9 protein-coding genes are annotated in these 19,045 nt (G+C 68.1%); 3 read left to right on the top strand and 6 right to left on the bottom strand.

From position 1 onward, the window contains the following. Window positions 1-130 precede the first annotated feature (130 nt). The 3 genes from bla (at window position 131) to YIM_RS49490 (ending at window position 1,828) form a co-directional block, all read left to right on the top strand. Window positions 131-1,141, top strand: coding sequence for a class A beta-lactamase (bla, locus tag YIM_RS38970; protein ID WP_370469044.1), 1,011 nt, complete (start codon window positions 131-133; stop codon window positions 1,139-1,141). Window positions 1,142-1,191: 50 nt separating this feature from the next. Beyond that, the gene (locus tag YIM_RS49485) at window positions 1,192-1,323 is read left to right on the top strand and encodes a transposase (protein ID WP_370468912.1); all 132 of its coding nucleotides are present in this window, start codon (window positions 1,192-1,194) and stop codon (window positions 1,321-1,323) included. 190 nt (window positions 1,324-1,513) lie between these two features. Further along, window positions 1,514-1,828 carry a hypothetical protein gene (locus YIM_RS49490; RefSeq protein WP_370468913.1) on the top strand — a complete coding sequence of 105 codons (315 nt, stop codon included), beginning with the start codon at window positions 1,514-1,516 and terminating at the stop codon, window positions 1,826-1,828. Between the two features lie 1,142 nt (window positions 1,829-2,970). Here YIM_RS49490 and cmcH read toward each other — a convergent pair. From cmcH to YIM_RS39005, 6 genes are all read right to left on the bottom strand, one after another. Then, entirely contained in the window at window positions 2,971-4,536 is a 1,566-nt protein-coding gene (gene cmcH, locus YIM_RS38980; protein WP_153035139.1) for a 3'-hydroxymethylcephem-O-carbamoyltransferase, read from the bottom strand. A gap of 75 nt (window positions 4,537-4,611) precedes the next feature. Next, a complete protein-coding gene (locus YIM_RS38985; RefSeq protein WP_153035140.1) occupies window positions 4,612-5,544 on the bottom strand; it encodes a 2OG-Fe(II) oxygenase family protein in 933 nt (310 codons plus the stop codon). A gap of 24 nt (window positions 5,545-5,568) precedes the next feature. Then, entirely contained in the window at window positions 5,569-6,441 is an 873-nt protein-coding gene (locus YIM_RS38990) for a CmcJ/NvfI family oxidoreductase (protein WP_153035141.1), read from the bottom strand. A gap of 18 nt (window positions 6,442-6,459) precedes the next feature. Continuing rightward, complete coding sequence (locus YIM_RS38995) at window positions 6,460-7,158, bottom strand: CmcI family methyltransferase (protein WP_153035142.1); 699 nt, start codon at window positions 7,156-7,158, stop codon at window positions 6,460-6,462. 9 nt (window positions 7,159-7,167) lie between these two features. Continuing rightward, window positions 7,168-8,151, bottom strand: a complete 984-nt coding sequence (locus YIM_RS39000) for a 2OG-Fe(II) oxygenase family protein (RefSeq protein WP_228004298.1) — start codon at window positions 8,149-8,151, stop codon at window positions 7,168-7,170. Next, window positions 8,148-19,043 (bottom strand): non-ribosomal peptide synthetase, encoded by a 10,896-nt coding sequence (locus YIM_RS39005; RefSeq protein WP_153035143.1) that lies wholly within the window; start codon window positions 19,041-19,043, stop codon window positions 8,148-8,150. The genes YIM_RS39000 and YIM_RS39005 overlap by 4 nt, the downstream gene beginning before the upstream one ends. Window positions 19,044-19,045: the final 2 nt, after the last annotated feature.

Consider the following 19,045-nt stretch of genomic DNA (forward strand, 5'->3'; position numbering starts at 1 on the left):
AACACCAGGCCGAGAACTCTTTCTGGTGGTTTGCCGCGCGGCTTGCGGCCGTCTGTGCCGCACGCGTGCCATAGTGAGATATCCACGGCGCGAGAAAGGCGGTGTGCGGAAGTGCGACTCCAGGGTCGCGATCCCCCGGCGCGGCCACAGGCAATCCGGAGACAGTTCCGCACGACCGAAGGACCGAACATTGCTCAGCATCTCGAAGCGGCGCGCGTGGTCCGCGGCGGCGCTCGCCGCACTGGCCCTGGCCGCGTGTTCACCGGCCTCGACCGAACCGGCTCCGCCGTCGCCCCCGGCCCCACCGGCACCGACCGCACCGCCGGTGACGACGAGCGCGGCCGCCACTCCGCTCGATCCGGCCGTCGAGCAGGAGTTCAACCGGCTGCAGACACAGCATGACGCGAGGCTGGGCATCTACGCGGTGGACACCGGCTCCGGGAAGTCGATCGCCTTCCGGGCCGATGAGCGGTTCGCGTACGCGTCCACATTCAAGGCGCTGGCCGCGGCCGCGGTGCTGGACACGACCACACCGCAACAGCTCGACGAGGTGGTCCGCTACACCGCCGAAGACATGCTCGCCAACTCACCGATCACCGAACAGCACCTCGACACCGGGATGACCCTGCGCGACCTGTGCGATGCGGCGGTCCGCTACAGCGACAACACCGCGGGCAACCTCCTGCTGCGCCACGTCGGCGGGCCGGCCGGGCTGGATGCCGCACTGACCGCGATCGGCGACGACGTCACCTCCGTCGACCGCTACGAACCCGACCTGAACTCGGCCATCCCCGGCGACGTGCGCGACACGAGCACCCCGCGGGCGATGGCGGGCAACCTGCGGCAGTACGTGCTCGGTGACGCGCTCGCCGAGGACGACCGCGCCGTGCTCACCGACTGGCTGCGGCGCAACACCACCGGCGCGACGTTGATCCGCGCCGGCGTGCCCGGTGACTGGGTGGTCGGCGACAAGACCGGCAGCGGCTACTACGGCGGGCGCAACGACATCGCCGTGCTCTGGCCGCCGAACCGCGCACCCATCGTGATGGCCGTGATGACCAGCCGGGACGAGCCACGCGCCAAACGCGCCGACGCCCTACTCGCCGACGCGGCCCGGGTGGCCGTCACCGCACTGAACTGATCGATTCCGCCAGGCCGCTCCGACAACCTCGTGGCCTGGTTGTGGCCCGGATGACTAGGGCGTGTCCTGCGGATCTTCTGCCTGCGAAGGCTGGGCGGTGGCGTAGTCGCCGGCAGGTGACCAACGCGATCCTGTGGCATGAACGGACTGGTGCGCCATGGCGTGACCTGCCGGAACGCTAAGGGCCGTGGAAGACCGCGCACGAGCGGTTGCGGAAGTGGACGCGGACGAGACCTGGGATCGGATCCCGGAGCGGGTGATTGTCAAGGACGACTCGCTGGGAACGTTGGAGGACAACGTCGAGTTCGTGATCAGTGTCGATTCCACGTCCGCGACATCGAGGTGGATGGGCAGAAGGTCCGGGTGGGGCGGGTGCTCGCCGACAAGGTCTACGCCCATCCGAGCACCCGGACAACGCTACGAGAGCGCAGGATCAAGGCCACCATCCCCGAACGCACCGACCAGATCGCCCGCCGCAAGACCCGGGGCCCGGCCGGTGGCAAGCCACCAGCCTTCGACCCCGACCTCTACAAACAGCGCAACGTGGTCGAACGATGTTCAACCGGCTCAACCAATTCCGAGGCCTGGCGACCCGTTACGCCAAACGAGCCGCCTACCACCGTGCTGAGGTCATCCTCGCCTGCACCGTCCTCCATCTCCGTTGAAGATCCGCAGGACACGGCCTAGGACGTGCAAGTCCGAAGTCCAGTGGTGCTCGGAGGGTTCCGGGTATCAACCCGCACAATCCGCTACAGCACGCGGCTGCACACCGCCTGCCCACTGCTCAAACGCGTGATCCTCACGCTCCCACTCGACACCGACCTGCAGGGCCGACGCCACCTGGCTGACCGAATCCACCCGGTCGAACGCGCCCGTTTCCGCCAGCGGTCAAGCGATCAGGACTGGCCGGATGGGGCTGGCTATGTCTACTGCGCCAGGTACTCCCGCCTCCGCTGAGGACTGCGCCTGCACCTGACCCGCACCCCCGGCGGGGCTGCCGATCAGGCAGGCACTGGCGGACCCGAAGATCGACGAGCGGTACGGCCTGAGGACCGTGCTCGACTACGACCTCGGGGTGCTGGCTGACCGGCCGCAACCGCGCCACCGGCCAGTTCGTCGCCCGATCTTTGAGCACCGTCGACCTCGGAACGGATGGGAGTTACTTGTCTGGGAACGGGATGGTGGCGGCGCTCGGCTTCGTCGCCGGGTGGCAGCGGACGGGCTACCGGGAGGCTTGACTTGTCCGTGGCATGGGCAGGGCGTGGGCTGGGCCGGCGTTGGGATGCGGGCTGGGACGGACCCAGGTGAATGTGTGGTCCCGGCCGGTGCGGCGCCATTGACGGAGGTCGGTCTCCAAGGCCTTGGTTCGGCGTCGGAGGGGGCGGGCGGCTCGGTGGCCTAGGCATTGGGTGACTTCATCCGCCCATCGCGCTGTGGTGGCGGGGTGGGAGGCGGCGAAGCGCGGGTGGGCAACTAGCCAGTCCTGGAGTGCCGAAGGGAGTTCCAGGCAGACGAGGTAGCCGTCCCTGTCCGGTGGGACGGTGTTAGCGAGCTGGGTCAGGAATCGGTGGCAGGCGGCCGGGTGGGCTGCGGTCGGCCGCCTGCTTGCCGCGTTTAGTTGATCGAACAGGGGCGCGGTGCCTGGGTCCATGGGTAGGACGGGCCGGTCCTGCGGGGTGCCCAGCTCCAACGCCAGCACTCGTGCGGGAGGGGCGAGGTGCAGGCCGACGATGTCGATGATGCGACTTGCGAGTTCCAGGTAGCCGGGCTGCCGCGGGGCTCGAGTGTTCACGGCCGGCTGGTGAACGCGTGACGTCCCAGCAGTGGTGTCAGCCGTCGGCACGCTGGTACCACGTGTCGCCGACGACCATGTCCTGGATTCCCCTCGACTCGCAGTAGAGCACCAGATCCGACATCCGATTGATGAACCCCTCGCCGTTGAAGTTGAGCGAGGTGTTGCACAGCACGCCCAAACCCCGCTGAGCGGCGAAGGAGGACAACAGCCGATGCATCTGCGGATTGCCCGAAGCCCGTACCGTCTGCACCCTGGCCGAACCGTCCACATGGGTCACGGCGTGCACACCGCTGGATTCACGCACGCGCCGGAAGTAGAGCATGTACGGGTCTTCGAAATCCTCGTGGAAGACCTTGCCAAGGTCCTCGACCCGGCAGACCGGCGCGATGGGGCGGTAGTCCTCGCGCTGCTTGATCTCGTTGAGCCGGTCCTTCGTCGCCGCGCCGAACGGCTCGGCCAGCAGCGAGCGGTTGCACAGCGCCCGCGGGCCGATCTCCCAGCGGCCCTGCACCCAGGCCACGACCCGGCCAGCGGCCAGTGCGACGGAGAGCTCGTCGTTGTCGAGGGTGCGCGAACGCCACCGGATCGGGTCGGGCTGGGTGTCGGTGACGAACTCCAGTCCGCTGTAGACATTCCAGTCGATGTGCGGATCGCCGGTGAACGTGGCGAGGGCGTCGATGGCGGTGCCCAGCGCGGAGCCGGAGTCGTTGGTACAAGGCGCGACAAAAACCGACGAGAAATGGCCCAACTGCGCCCAGAGGCTGTTCCAGTCGCAATTCAGACCGCAGCCGCCGGAGATGTACAGCGGGCTGCCCTCGGGCAGCTCCTCGCGAGCGACCTCGGCGAAGGTCTCGAAGAGGCGTTCGGTGAGCAGCGCGGCCGCCGTCTTGCACTCCGGCGACTCGACACCGGCGTTGTACAGCACCGAATCCCGGTATTCCGCCTTGGGCGCCGGGTACATCGAGTCCTGCTTGAGGATGCGTTCGACCACGTGCGTGATGTCCGGGTTCGCGTCGGCGGCGTCGCCGAATGCCGCCAGTGCCATCAGCTTTCCGGCGTCGTTGAGCCGCGGTTTGCCGCCGGTGATCGGGAAGGTGGGGTCGGCCAGTCCGAAGAGGAACGAGTAACGCGCGCCAGGGCCGGTCATCACCGGGACCTTGCGGACGATCCGCTGGTTCGCGTCGACCACGTAGAAGGCGCCGACGTCGCCCTCCCAGACCAGTACCGTCCGCAAAGGACTTTCGTCGTCCCTCGGCGCCATGCCCAGCGCCATGTAGATGTGCGAACGCTCGTGCGTGGAGCTGAAGAACTTGACCTCCTTGCCGAAGAAGCGCCGGGTGGCGACGATGGGGTCCTGGATGCCCTCGTAACCGGCGCCGGTGTAGGCGATCCGGCTGGACGCGAGATCGCTCCAGCCGCCGAGGGCGACCACGTCCGGCACGGCGTCGAGCCGCTCGGCGATGTCGAGGACCGTCGTCGGCAGGATCGGCGAGTACCGCGGCCGCGAGTCCTTCTCCGATTCGAGCGAGTAGAGCAACCGGCGATCGCCGATCGCGGCGACGGCACCGTCGTGCCCCGGTTTGAACGCGACGATGAGCATTCGTTCCTCCAACGCGTGGCAGGGATCGGGTCCGTTCCCCGGCCCGCCGCGCGGGCCGGGGAACCGGCGCGGTGGCTACGAGGTGACCGCGTGCATCGTGACGTAGTTGGTCCCGATCCAGTCCCCGAACGTCGCCGTCTCCATGTCGAGGCTGACGTCGAGGCCGTAGCGCCTGGCGGCGGGCACCGAGAAGCTGAAGTCGGTCGACGGGCGCAGGAAGAACACGCTCGACGTGCGGTCGCTGCCCTTCAACATGCTCGCGTCCGGCGAAACGACGTGGTGGTTCGGCGCCGGCACCGCACCCTGGGTGACCAGCGGCGCGATCGCCCCGCACAGCACCACCACGGCGTCCTCGACGTGCGGCAGGCTCACCATTTCGCCGTCGATCTCGGCCTGCAGGCTGACAAAACCGTTGGCACACGGGGTCTGGTGGATGAAGGTGATGATGGACAGGTCGTAGTGCGGCGCCATCCGCCGGGGCTCGTACTCGGCGGCGCGGTGCTCCGGAACCTCCGGGAAGTACCGCAGGCGCAGCACCGGGTCGCAGTCGAGCAGGGTGTCCAGGTCCTCGCCGTCGTAGGTGCCCGCGGCGGTCAGCACCAGGCGCGCGGTCTCCTGCGCGGAGCGGTACAGGGTGTCGAAGTAGTTCGTCCACACCGATTCGAACTTCTCCGACGGGAACAGGTTGCCGCCGATGCCCATCGAGTACGACATCGAGTAGTCGGTGTAGGTACCGGTGTTGGTGACCTGGGCCGTGCTTTCCGCCTCCAGCGCCGAATAACCGCGTCGCATGGTCGGGATCTTCGTGGTGACGGCCTGCTTCTCCTCAGCGGTGCCGTGCGCGAAGAAGTCCATCGCGGTGTCGGTGGCCACCCGGTGGTCCTGTTCCGTGGCGCCGTACCCGGTGAGGTAGAAGACACCCTTCTGCGTCCACTTGCGGAACTCGTCCCGGCGCGTGCCTTCGCGCAGCTCGGCCATGGTGAAGACCGGTACCGTCTTGTCCGACATTTTCCCCTGCTCCTTAGTGGTTGTTCACTCGTGGAAGGCCAGCGCGCGCAGTTCCAGGGAGGTGCGCAGATGACCGGTCGACGGCCCGTTCTCGTCGAAGAACGCGGTGTGCGGGCAGAGCCCGGCCACATCACGAAGCTCATCACCGGCCGCGTCCTCGCTGACCGAAGCCAGCCCGCGGCTCGCGCTGTCGTAGCACTTGAAGACCAGCGCCTCGTCCGGGGAGAGCGAATCCCAGTAGTACCACCGGTGGGCGGGATTGTGCCGGACCGAGTAGTTCTCCCTGTCCTTGAGCCATTCCGGGAAGTCCAGCCGGGTCGGCACCAGGTCGGCGGCGAGGTCGAGCGAGCGGAAGTCGCAGACGGCCAGCGGGAAGTTGCGCACCGGTTCGAGCAACGGCCGCCAGATGTTGATGATCTGGAACCGCCGGTACTCCCGGCCCGGGCCGGTATGCCGGGCCGCCCTGGCCCGCGCGCTCTTCGGGCTCTGGTCGATGTGCACCCGCTGGTGCGGCGACTGCGCGGCCGGATCACCGGATTCGGCCGCGTCCTGCCGCCGGACGGTGGCGTCGAAGAACTCGACGCTGTCCGCACCCGTCAGCGACTTCAGCAACTCGCCCATTTCCCGGCGATAGGCCGCCAGTGCGCTTTCCTCGCTGTCCAGCAGCGCTCGCTGGTCCACCGCCGTCGGCGAGACGACCTTCTCGAACCCCGATTCGTCGAGCGACGGCCGGAACGCGCCCTCGCGCAAGTCCTCGATGGTCGTTTCCACGCCCACCTTGCGGAAGTTGAACAAGACCTCCGGCGGCCGGGTCACGGCGTCGATGCACCAGTCGTCGTCCCCGCCGGCCGGCGTCAGCGGGGCGGCGTAGTACAACAGGCTCGATACGGTCGGCACGGTTACCTCCCTGCCCGGCTAGGCCGACGGCGCCATGCGGCGAAGCACGCCTCGGTCCAGCTGGGAACTGGCGTTGGCGTAGACCATGTCCATGCTCAGCACGTCGCGGAACGCGGCGAGGTACTCGGTCAGCAGCTTCGGGCAGTACCGGTGCCAGTACGGGATCATGTCCTCGATGATGAAGTAGTCGCCTTCCGCCAGGAGGTGGTCGACCGACCACTTCATGATGTTGAACGTGTTCGCGTGCGCGTCGTCGATGAAGACCAGCGGGTGCGGCAGGTCGCGGAGCTGGTCGAAGGTCGCCAGGTCGGCGCAGTCGGCCTCACGCAGCGAGATGTTCTTCATCTCGGACTGGGGGATCTGGCAGCGGCTCAGGTCCCGGTCGATGCCGAGCACCTGGCAGTCAAGGCCCATCAGATCGGCCATGTCGCGGAACCAGACCAGCGAACCACCGCTGTACACACCGAGTTCGATGATCGTGCGCGGGCGCAGTTCGCACATCAGGTCGTGGTAGGCGGCCTGGGTGTCCGGGTCCTTGAGCATGCGCAGGCCGCGCCACTGGTACCGCGCGAAATCGGGGTAACCGAGGTCGCGGGGCGCGTCGGCCCACCGGTCGAGCGGCCAGTCGCGCGGCCGGTCACGCAGCACCGGCGGGTGGTAGACCGGGTCCTCCCCCAGTCCCCGGAACTGGTTCAGGTCCAGGAAGGTGTCCGTCATTCGTGCTCCTCAGGTCTGCCCGTTCTTCACGATCAGCGAGTGCAGACCGTGGTTGAGGTAGTGGCCGTAGCGGACGGGTTCGTTGCGCTCCCCATTCGGCGCGCCGTCGGGGTGGAAGGGTTCGAGCAGCGTGTGCTGCCCGGCGTGGAAGAAGAACGGCAGCGACAGGCGCTCCGCGTTGACGAACTTCACCCGGTGCAGCGGGGCCGGGAAGTAGTCGTGGGTCAGGTGCGCCAGGTAGGTGCCGGCGTTGACCAGGAAGTTGTCCTCCGAGGTGGGCAGGTCCTGCCAGCCGTCGACCGTCTCGACCTGGAGGTTCTGCACCTGCGTCTGGTACAGCACGGTGATCATCGAAACGTCGAAGTGGTCCTCGAAGCTCAGCTTCACGCCGTCCGGGCCGGTTTTCACCGGCGGGTAGTCCTCCAGGTACGGGTACCGGATCAGCGAGACCGAGGAGAGCGTGTCCTCCTCCTTCAGCTCCGGTTCGAAGAAGTCCTCCGCCTTGCCCAGCGCCAGCGCGAAACCACGCATCATCACCTTGGACAGGCGGTGCATGGTCCAGTAGTACTCCTCGCAGAACGGGCGGAACCGCGGGTGCTTTCCCTCGTCCGGCCAGATGTTCACCTCGTGCATCGGGGTGCCCGCCCTGATCTCCGGGTGTTCCTCGGAGAAGGACGGGTTCAGGTAGCAGAAGGATTCCACCGCCTTCTTGCCCGGGATCGCCTTGTAGTACCCGTTGCGCACGTGCGGGTTGTCCGGGTTGTAGGCGTTGATCGCCAGCGCGTGCTTCTCTTCGTCCGACATGGTCCGGTGGAACTCGTTCACCACGTCCTGCAGCATCTGCACATCGACACCGTGGTTGGACGCGTAGAAGAAACCCGAGCCGCGGCAGGCCTTGTTGATTTCCTGGCCCACGCGGACCTTCTCGTCGGCGTTGTCCCCGAAGAGCGGTGAGACGTCGATGGTCGGAACCTCTGCTGACGGCATCTTCATGAATTTCTCCCTGGACTCGACGAAATCCGCTCGCACATGGCCTTCACCAGCTTTGTGTTGCGCACCCACGAATGGTGCGTTTCCCCTTCCAGCACTTGGATCTCGATCGCTTCGGCGGGCAGGAGGAGGTCGAGGTTGTTGTAGTGCGTCCCCTGGTAGAACTCGAACAACCGCGGCTGGTGCGGGCCGTGCACCACGTCGTTCAGCTCGCCCGCCTTGAACAACAGCAGCCGGCCGAGCCGGTCGGCGAGCCGTGCGAGGTCCGCCTCGTCGGGCTGGTAGTGGTAGTTGATCGGGTCGAGAATGTCCTCGACCTCGGGCAGGCCGATGCTCGCCGACGCCTGCCGCATGCCGAAGTACGGATCGATCAGCAGCAGGTCGGCGATCCGCTCCCCCGCCCGCGCGAGCTGCCGGGAGATCTCCAGCGACAGCACACCGCCGAAGCTCCAGCCGAGCAGGTGGTACGGCCCGGACGGCTGCAACCGCCGGAGGTGCTCGACGTAGTAGCGGCCCAGCTCCTCGAACGAACCCATGGGAGAGTGCAGATGCACGTTGTTGAACAACACGAGCCGATGCTCCGGCAGCTCGCGCGCGAGGTTGCTCAGGTAGCTCTCCGCGCCGCCTTCGCCTGGGGGCAGCACAAAAAGCGTCTGCTCGGCTTCCTCGTTCACCAGGATGTACGGGTCGAACAGCTCGGTGCCGGTTTCGCGGGCCGGTTCGTTGCGGGCGACGGTCGCGGTGTGCGCGATCAGCCGTTCCAGCCAGACCTTCAGCTCGCTGGCGAACATCCGGGTGGCGGCCTCACCGAGCAGGCTGTCGACCACCGCGACCAGCCGGCCCCCGGTGCAGCTCATCGTCACGTCGATGCTGGACCGGTTCGCCGCGCGGTTGCCGTTCACCGTGTGGCTGCCCGACATCGCCGGGTCGAGCCGCCACGCCTCGGTCGGTTCCGCCTCGGCGTCGCTCAGCCTGCCGAGGTAGTTGAAGCTGACCGCGGGAAGCGGTGCCCGCCCAGCGAACAACGCGCCGTAGCCGATGCCGTGGTGCGGGATCCGCCGCCGGCTCGCCTTGGTGGCGAGAACGCTGCGCCCGAGATCGCCGGGATCCACTTCGACGGCGAACGGGTGCATGGTGGTGAACCAGCCGACCGTGTCCCGCACGTCCGGCGCGCCGTCGAACAGTTCGCGGCCGTGGCCCTCGACGGTGAGGTGGTTCGTCGCCTGGCGGGTGATCGACCGCAGCGCGAAGCCGGTCGCGGTCAGCAGCAGGTCGTTGACCTCGGTGTCGTAGGCCCACGGGCTGTCCGCGAGCAGGGTCCGGGTGTGCTCGGCGGTGAGCGCGAACTCCTCGCGACGCCTGGTGCTCCCCTCGGTCTGCGCCAGCAGTTCCGGCGACTCCATGTCCCGCGTGGTGTCCGCCCAGAACCGGCGTTCGTCCTCGTGCGGGGTGTACTCGCGCACGGCCGTGGCCCACTGGCGGTAGCTGCCGGTCTTCGCGCCGAGGTCGCCGCCGTTGTACAGGATCTCCAGGTCCTGAGCCAGAATGTGCCAGCTGACCGTGTCGACCACGAGGTGGTGCATCGCGAACCAGATCCGCGCGGTGCCGTCGTCGAAGCCGTGCAGGTAGGCCGCGCAGGCGGTCGGTCCATCGGCCAGGTCGAACTCGCTCTGCCAGTCGATCAGCTGCCGCTGGAGGTCGGCGATCTCGCGCACGTCGAGTTCGTGCACGGTGATGGACGGGGCGTTCTCCGCGTAGAACTGACCGCCGGTTTCCGGGAAGCGCAGCCGGAAGGCGTCGTGGTGGTCGACCAACCGGTCCATCGCGGCACGCAGCTTCCCGGTGTCCAGCGGCGGCGTCTGGATCGCGAAGTTGTGGTTCCAGCGGTGCCGGTCGGCCAGGGGCTTGGCGAAGAACCACTCCTGGATGGGCAACATCGGGCACTCGCCGGTCAGGCGGCCCTGTTCGGGCTCGTCGGTGCCGCCGGTGTCGGCCGGGCCGGAGAGCACGTTGTCGGCGAACTGCCGCACGGTCGGGTAGTCGAAGATGTACTTGACGCTGACCTTGCGTTCGATCTCCCGCTGGACCTGGCTCGCCAGGTGCAGGGCGCTGATGCTGTCCCCGCCCGAGCGGAAGAAGTCGTCGTCGATGCCGACCGAACCACCCGGCAACTGCGCGCTCCACAGCTGGCACAACCGCGCCTCGACGCGATCGCGGGGCGCCGCGTAGGCCGCGCGCTTCGGCGAGAAGTCCGCGCTGGGCAGGGCGTCGACGTCCAGCTTGCCGGTGATCGTCATCGGCAACGGCCGGTCGAGCCGCACCAGCGGCGACGGCACCATGCTCGGCATCAACTGCGCGCGCAGCACGGCGAGGATGTCGCTTTCGTCGACGGACGCGCCCGGCTCGGGCAGGTAGTAACCGACGAGCCGCTTGCGCTCCGGCGCCCGCGGATCCGCGCCGGCGAGCACCGCGCACTGGCGCACGCCAGGGCACCCGGCCAGCACGGCCTCGACCTCACCGGGCTCGATCCGCAGCCCGTTGATCTTCACCTGGGCGTCGTTGCGGCCCAGGTACTGGATCTCACCGTCCGGACCGCGCCGGACCACGTCACCGGTCCGGTAGATCATCGGATAACGGCCGGACTCGGCCGGGAACGGGTTCGGCAGGAACCGCTCCCTGGTCAGCTCCGGCCGGTGCAGGTATCCCTCGGTGACGCATTCGCCGGCCAGGTACAGCTCACCGACCGCGCCCGTTGGCAGCAGCTTCAACCCGTCACCCAGCACGTAGAGCCGCGTGTTGCCGAGCGGCGCGCCGAGCGTGTTCCGGTGGGGATCGCCGGGCTCGAAGCGGTGCACGGTGTTGTACACGGTGGTTTCGGTGGTGCCGTAGGCGTTGAGGATCGGGCCGTCGAATTCACCGCGGATCTTGTCGAAGTGCTGCGGCTGGAACGCCTCCCCCGCGACGAGCACGCAGCGCAGGCGCGTCAGCCGGGTCAGGTCGAAGCGCTGCACCTGGGTCGGCGTGCCGCTGAGGTAGCTCAGCCCCTCGCGGTTCGCCAGCTCGTAGAACGCCGGGTCGTCGGCGGCCGATGGCGGCGGCACGATCAGCTTGTGCCCGCCGAGCACGGACAGCGCCAGCTGCTCGACGGAGAAGTCGAACACGTAGTTCGCCAGGAACAGCACGGCTTCGCGAGTCTGGTCGGGCGTGCCGAAGTAGCGGCCGCTCAGCTGCGCGCGGAAGCTGTCGACCGAACCGTGCGAGACGAGCACCGCCTTGGGCCTGCCCGTGGTGCCGGAGGTGTAGATCGCGTAGGCCAGCTCGGTGCTCGTGGTCTCGGTGACCGGGTTCTCCGGCGACTCGTGGTGCAGTTCCAGTTGCTCGAGGTCCAGCACCCTCGCCGAAGACAGCCCGCGCACCCGCGAACCGTGGGCCGCACCGGCGAGCACCAGCTTCGCGCCGGTGTCCGACAGCATGAACGCGATCCGGTCGTCGGGATAGCCGGGATCGATCGGCAAGTAGGCCGCGCCCGCCTTCCACACCGCGAGGATCGCGACGACGGTCAGCTCGGTCTGGTCCAGCACCAGCCCGACGAGGTCGTCCGGCCGCAGGCCGGCCCAAGAACGCAGGTGGTGCGCGAGTCGGTTGGCCCGTTCGTTCAGCTCGCGGTAGGTCAGCCGCGCGTCACCGTGGACCACGGCGATTTCGTCAGGCCAGGCCGCGGCCATCTCCTCGAACACCGCGTGCAGGGTCCGGGTCTGCTGGGTCGCGGGCTCGTCGGGCGGCGTCAGCAGGGCCGCCTGGCCGCGCGAGTCGAGCGCGGTGAGTTCGGCGACCGGGGTCTGCGCCGCGGCCGAGATGAACTCGCTCAGTACGTGCTTGAAGGTGGCGATGAACCCGCCGGCGCTGGTGTCGTCGAACAGCGCGGCGGCGTAGGTGAGATTGCCCGCGAGCCCGGTCGCGGTTTCGGTCAGCGTCGCCGACAGGTCGAACTTCGTGGTGGTCCAGCCACCGGCGTCCGGCTTGTACTCGGTCAGCGCGCTGGTGTGGTCCGAGACGTTCTGCAGGGTGAAGTTGACCTGCAGGATCGGGTGCCGGCTCGGGTCCTTCTCCACCGCGAGTTCCTTGACCAGCTGCTCGAACGGCAGTTCACCGTGCACCTGCGCGGCGACCACGGCCTCACCGACCGAGCGCACGTACGCGGGCACGGTCGCCGCCGGGTCGACACGGACGCGCAACGCCAGCAGGTTCGCGAAGAAGCCGATGGTGCGGTCGAACTCCGGACGGCCGCGGTTCGCCGACGGCGTGCCGATCACCAGGTCGTGCTGCCCGGTGTACATGTTGAGCATCACGCACCACGCGCCGAGCAACACGCTGTACAGGCTCACCCGTGCCGTGCGGGCCAGCTCGCGCAGCGCTTCGGTGGTCCGCTCGTCCAGCTCGAACTCCAGCTCACGGCCGCGGTAGTCGAAGCGCGGCGGGCGCGGGCGGTCCAGCGGCAGGGCGATCGTCTCGAACCCGCCGAGCGCACCCGTCCAGAACTCGGTCAGCGAGGACAGGCGCTTGCCGGTCAGGTACTGCCGCTGCCACACGGCGAAATCGCCGTACGTGCCGCGGAGCGGTTCGAGTTCGGTGCCATCCAGCAGTGCCGCCAGTTCGCGGCGGAACAGGTCCCACGACCAGCCGTCGAAGCAGGTGTGGTGCACCACGACGCTCAGGTGCGGCTCGTCGGCGAATTCGACGACCTCGGCGCGGATGGGCAGTTCCTCGTGCAGGCGGAACACGTGGGCGGCGTGCTCGACCAGTACTTCGTCCAGTTTCGCCGCACTGTCCACTGTGGTCAGCGGGACGTCGATACGCACCTCGTCCGCCGGGATGACGAACTGCCGTCGCACGCCCTGCTCATCGGTCTTGAGCAGCGTGCGCAAGGCGGGGTGGCGACGGACGAGTGCGGCCAGCGCACCCGGGATCGCGTCCTGGTCCTTCGCGGGCAGCCGGAGCGCGAACGGGATGTTGTAGGCCGCGGTGCCGCCCTCGAAGTCGTCGATGAACAGCAGGCGTTCCTGCGCGAGCGAGACCGGCGGGTGCTCGGCCGCCGCCGGCAGCGGGGTCCACGCCGTGTGCTCGAGCGAGGCGGCCTGGATGTGCTCGGCCTGCGCGGCGAGCGTCGTGTGCTGGAGCACGGTGGCGACACCGAGACCCTGGCCGAAGCCGGTGGTGATCGCCTGCGCCAGCGCCATCGCGCGAATGCTGTCGCCGCCGAGCGCGAAGAAGTCGTCGTGCACGCCGATGCGGTCCGGGGCGATCTCCAGCACCTGCGACCAGATACCGCACAGCTTCAGCTCGAACTCGCTGACCGGCGCGACGTACTCGGCGCTCTCACCGGCTCCGAAGTCCGTTTCCGGCAGCCTTCGCGCGTCCAGCTTCCCGCTCGGGGTCACCGGGATGTCGGTGATCCGCAGGATGCGCGCGGGCACCACGGATTCGGGCAGCTTCCCGCGCATCCACTGCTTCAGGTCCTGCTCGTCGAACTCCTGCTCACCGACGTAGAACCCGACCAGGTACTTCTGCCCCACCGTGTGCTCGCGGGCGACCACCAGCGAGCGGACCACGCCGGGGTACGAGGAAAGCGCGGCCTCCACCTCGCCGAGTTCCACGCGCTGACCGCGGATCTTGACCTGGAGATCGGTGCGGCCGAGGTACTCCACCTCACCGTTGGGCAGCCGGCGCACCAGGTCACCGGTCTTGTAGATGCGGCCGTTCTCGCCGAGCCGCGCTTCCTCCGGCGACTGGAACGGGTTGTCCAGGAAGCGGTCGGCGGTCAGGTCCTCGCGGTTGAGATAACCCCGTGTCACGCCGATTCCGCCGATGTACAGCTCGCCGATCCCGCCGACCGGCACCGGCTTCATCGCCTTGTTCAGCACGTAGCACTTGGTGTTGGCGACGGGGAAGCCGATGCTCTTGTTCACCCGGTGCACGTCCGGCGGGTAGGGCCGTTTGTGGCTGGTGATCGAGATCTCCGTCGGCCCGTACCCGTTGATGATCAGGCCGGGGAAGGTGCCGCGGATCTTGCTGAACACCGGCTCGGTGAAGTCCTCGCCGATCGCGTCGATGCGCGTCAGCGAAGTCGCCGTGGAGTAGTCGTACAGCGAAAGCACCGACGGCGTACCGGAAAGGTAGGTGACCTGCTCGTCGTTCAGGTACCGGCAGAGGCGTTCCGGATCGGTGCGCATGCTGTCGTCGAGCACCACCAGCTTCTGCCCGTTGAGCAGCGCGTCGGTCATCTGCTCGACGAAGTGGTCGAAGATGTAGTTCGAGAACGACAGCAGCGCCTCGTCCCGGTTTTCCTTGCCCAGATCGAACAATTTCGCCAGGGACACCTGGAGGTTGACCACGCCCCGGTGTTCGACGAGCACGGCCTTGGGCTTCCCGGTGGTGCCCGAGGTGTAGATCGCGTAGGCGAGATCGGTGCTGGTCGTTTCGGTGACCGGGTTGGTCGCGGGCTGGTCGTCGAGGTGCAGCAGCTCGATCTCCAGCACGTACCGGGATTCCGCGCCGGGCAGCGAACGCAGCCGTTCGCTGTGGATCTCGTTGGTCACCACCAGGCGAGCCCGGGTGTCTTCCAGCATGAACGAGATCCGGTCGTCGGGATAACCGGAGTCGATCGGCACGTACGCGGCGCCGGTTTTCCAGGCGGCGATGATCGCGGTGATCATCAGTTCGCTCTTGTCCAGCACCAGCGCGACGAGGTCGTCCGGCCGCAGCTCGACCACCGAGCGCAGGTAGTGCGCCAGGCGGTTGGCCCGTTCGTTCAGCTCGCGGTAGGTCAGCCGGTTCTCGCGGTACACCACCGCGATCTCGTCCGGCCAGCGTGCGGCCATTTCCTCGAACACCGCGTGCAACGTCCTGTCCGCGGGGAAGTCCTCGGCCGTTTCGTTCCACGAGTCGAACCGCGCGAGCATCGCCGGGGAGACCAGGTCCAGGTCGCGGACCGGGCGCGAGATGTTCTCGGACACCTGGCAGAACAACGTCCGCGCGACTTCGAGCAGGGTGTCGATGGTGTCCTCGTCGAACAGTTCGCCCGCGTACCACAGGGTGACGGTCAGCTCGTCGCCCTCTTCCCGCGCCACCACGGCGATCGGGTAGTCGACCTTGTCGGCGTCGTAGGCCTTCTCGAAGCGCAGCAGCTCCTGGTGCTCCCGCTCCTCCGCCTCGTCCAGCAGGCGCGGGTAGTTCTCCAGCACCAGCAGCGTGTCGAACAGGCGGCGCTTCATCTCACCGCTCTGCAGCCTGCCCAGTTCCACGATGCTCTTGGTGTTCATCGTGTTCACCGTGGCCTGGATGTCGCGAACCGCCTCGGCGACGCTGCGGCCGGCCTGCTCGTCGTGGTCGACGATCAGCGGCAGCGTGTTGATGTACAGCCCGGCGGAGTGCTCGATGCCGTCGACCGGCAGGTTGCGGCCGGACACGATGGTGCCGACCACGGTGGTGTTGCCGCCGCCGATGGCGTGCAGCACCTTGTGCCAGACGAACTGCAGCACCGAGTGCAGGGTCACCTGGTCGGCGGCACAGCCCGCCTTGAGCGCGCCGGTCAGCTCCGCCCCAAGGCAGAGCTTCCTGGTCCGGTGCTGCCGGACGTGGTCGTAGTCGGCCAGCGAGACCCGGTACCGGCTGCGCTCGTTGAGCAGCCCGGCGAAGTCACCGCGTTCGTCGATCCGGCCGATCTGCTCGACCCAGTAGGCGGCGTGGTCGTTGCGGTGCGCCTCCCAGTACCGCTGGGCCGCCACGTACGCGTTGTCCACATCGGACTCGGCGGGCCGCCCGGCGAGCAGGGCGAGATAACCGCGGTGCACCTCGTCGTGCAGCACCGGCAGGCTCCAGCCGTCCAGGATGATGTGGTGACAGCTGAAGATCAGCGAGAACAGGTCGTCGCGCTGCTTGATCAGGTAGACGCGGAAGAGGCGGCCCTCGGCCAGTTCGTAGGGCTCGGTGCGGTCGCGTTCCTGCAATTCACGGATCCGCGCTTCGGTATCGTCGGACGCGCTCAGGTCGACAAAGCGCCAGTCGAACGGCTTGTCATCGTTGTCGACGATCTGGACGGGCTCGTCGCCCCATTCGAAGCGCAACCGCAGTGCCGGGTACTTCTGCCGGGCGAGCTGCCAGGCGTCCTTCATCAGTTCCGGGCGGATGGGCGCGTGGTAGTGGTGCACCGACTGCACCACGTACGCGTCGTCGCCGCCCGCGGTCTTCAGGTGGTGGTAGAGCAGGCCTTGCTGCAACCCGTTCGCGAGCATGCGGACCGGCTCGCTGCCGGTGGTGACCGGTTCGATCGCGACCGCCGATTCGGCGCCGTGTGCCTGCTGTTCCAGGTAACCCGCCAGCGCGCCCAGCGTGCGCAGCGCGAACACGTCCTCCACCCCGAGGGAGAGGCCGAGCCGCTGCCGCACCCTGGCGATCAGCAGGATGCACGAGATGCTCTGACCGCCGAGGCGGAAGAAGTCGTCGCCGTCGCCGATCCGGGTGGCCGGGACACCGAGCACGTCGCTCCAGATTTCCCGCAGCCGGCCGGTGACGCCGTCGGCGGGCGCGTGCTCCCCGGTGTCGTGGACGCTGACGTCCGGCAGGGCGCGCCAGTCCACCTTTCCGTTGACGTTGACCGGAATGCTCGACATCGGCACCATGCGCGCCGGCACCATGATCCGGATGAGCCGCTGTTCGAGGAAAGCCAGCAGATCGGCCTCGGCCACCTCCGCCGAGTCCTCGGCGATGTAGTAACCGACGAGGTGGCGGTCGCCGGTGGCGTTCTCCTTGGCCACCACCACGCACTTGCGCACGCCGGGGAACTCGGTGGCCTGCGCCTCGATCTCCCCCGGCTCGACGCGGACGCCGTTGAGCTTCAGCTGGAAGTCGCTGCGGCCCATGAACTCGACTTCACCGTTCAGCAGCACCCGCGCGAGGTCGCCGGTCCGGTAGAGCCTGCCGTTGCGTCCGCGTGCCTTCTCTTCCTCGGTCTGGAACGGGTTCGCCGTGAAGCGCTCGGCGGTCAGGTCGTCCCGGTTGAGGTAACCGGGCGCGACCCCGCAGCCGCCGATGTACAACTCGCCGATGGCGCCGATCGGCAGCTGCTTGAGCCCTTGGCTGAGCACGTACCACTTGACGTTGCGCAGCGGCCTGCCGATGCTGCGGTCGCGGCGCTCGGTCACCCCCGGCGCGAACTCCTTGATCGCGGTGACAAAGGCGGCCTCGGTGAAGGCGTACTCGTTGACGACGTGGCCGGGGAACCGCTCGCGCAGCCGCCGCAGCCCGGCCGCGGTCAGCTCCTCGCCGACCAGCAGCAGTTTCCGCAGGCTCGGGCACCGCCGCAGGTCGAAGTGCTGGAGCACCGAGCCGGTGGCGTTGAGATAGGTGACGCCGTAGCGCTCGATGTATTCGGGGAAGCGGTCGGGATCGAGCCGGACGTCGTCGGGCACGATCACCAGGGTCTGCTCGTTGATCAGCGCGATCAGCGTCTGGCGCAGGTGCGGCTCGAACACGTAGGAGGCGAAGAGCGCGACGCGTTCGGTGCCGGGACGGCGCATGTCGTAGCGCTCGGAGAGGTCGGTGATGCTGTTGACCACGCTGTAGTGGTACTTCGGCACGCCCTTGGGCACACCGGTGGTGCCCGAGGTGTAGGTGACGTACGCGCGGTTCCGGCTGCTGAGCGCCAGGCCCGGGTTCTCGCGGGCGGCCTCGTCGTGCTGCGCGGCCATCACCGCTTCGATCTCGATGATGTGCACCGAGGCGTGCTCGGCGCCGAGCACTTCGCGGAGGCGCTCGGCGTGCCTGCTGTTTGTCACGATGCCGGAAAGCCCGGTGTCGCCGACGATGAAGCGGATGCGTTCGGCGGGATAGGCCGGATCGATCGGGACGTAGGCCGCGCCCGCCTTCCAGATGCCGAAGGTGGCGACCACGCCCAGATCGCTCTTGTCGAGGTAGAGGCCGATCAGTTCCTCGGGCTCCACGCGCACCGGCGCGCCGAGGAGCCAATGGGCGAACTGGTTGGCGCGCTCGTTGATCTCGCGGTAGGTCAGGCTGACTTCACCGCAGACCACGGCTTCGCGTTCCGGCGCGCGCCGGGCCACGTCCTCGAAGATCTCGTTGAGCCGCTTGTCCTCGTCGAACTCGCCGTCGGTGCCGTTCCACTGGTGCAGCTGGAGTTCCTGTTCCGCCGAGACCAGGTCGATGTCGGCGACGAGCTGCTCGGGGCGGCCGATGAACTGGCCGAGCACCTCGCGCACGACGTCGAGCACACCCGCGATGATCTTGTCCTCGAAGAACTCGCCGGCATACGAGATGGTCCAGTGCAGGCAACCGGCCGCCGGGTCGTCCCGTACGACCGTCACCAGCGGGGACGGCGGTAGCTCGGTGAGCGCCAGGCGCCGATCGGCGAGCACGAGCAGCGCGTCGAAAAGGCCGCGCCGCAACAACTCCGGCGGCGCGAGGTACATGTCCTGCCGCCGCACCGCGTCGTCGATCTGCTCGGCGGCCGCGGCGCAGGTCAGCCCGGCCTGGTCGAGGTGGTCGACGATGACCGGGAGCACCCTGTCGTCCCGGAGGAAGGCGAGCACCGTCTGGTGGCCGTGCCCGTAGGCGTGCAGCACGCTGTGCAGGGTGGCCAGTGCGTAGGCGCCGAGCGAGACCCCGGCGGCCAGCGCCGCCTTCAGCGCGGTGTAGTCCTGACCGGCGAAAACCAGTTCCTGCTCCTGGGTGGCGCGGACACCGGAGCCGTCGTCGCGGACGGCGACCCGGTGCCGCCACTCGTCCTTGAGCAACATCTCCAGGTCGCAGCGCTGACCGGCGATCGCGTCGATGCGCTCGCACCAGTCCGCGGCCGACTTCAGGTGTCGTGCTGACGTCATCG

It is taken from the genome of Amycolatopsis sp. YIM 10 (genome assembly GCF_009429145.1).
GTDB lineage: Bacteria > Actinomycetota > Actinomycetes > Mycobacteriales > Pseudonocardiaceae > Amycolatopsis.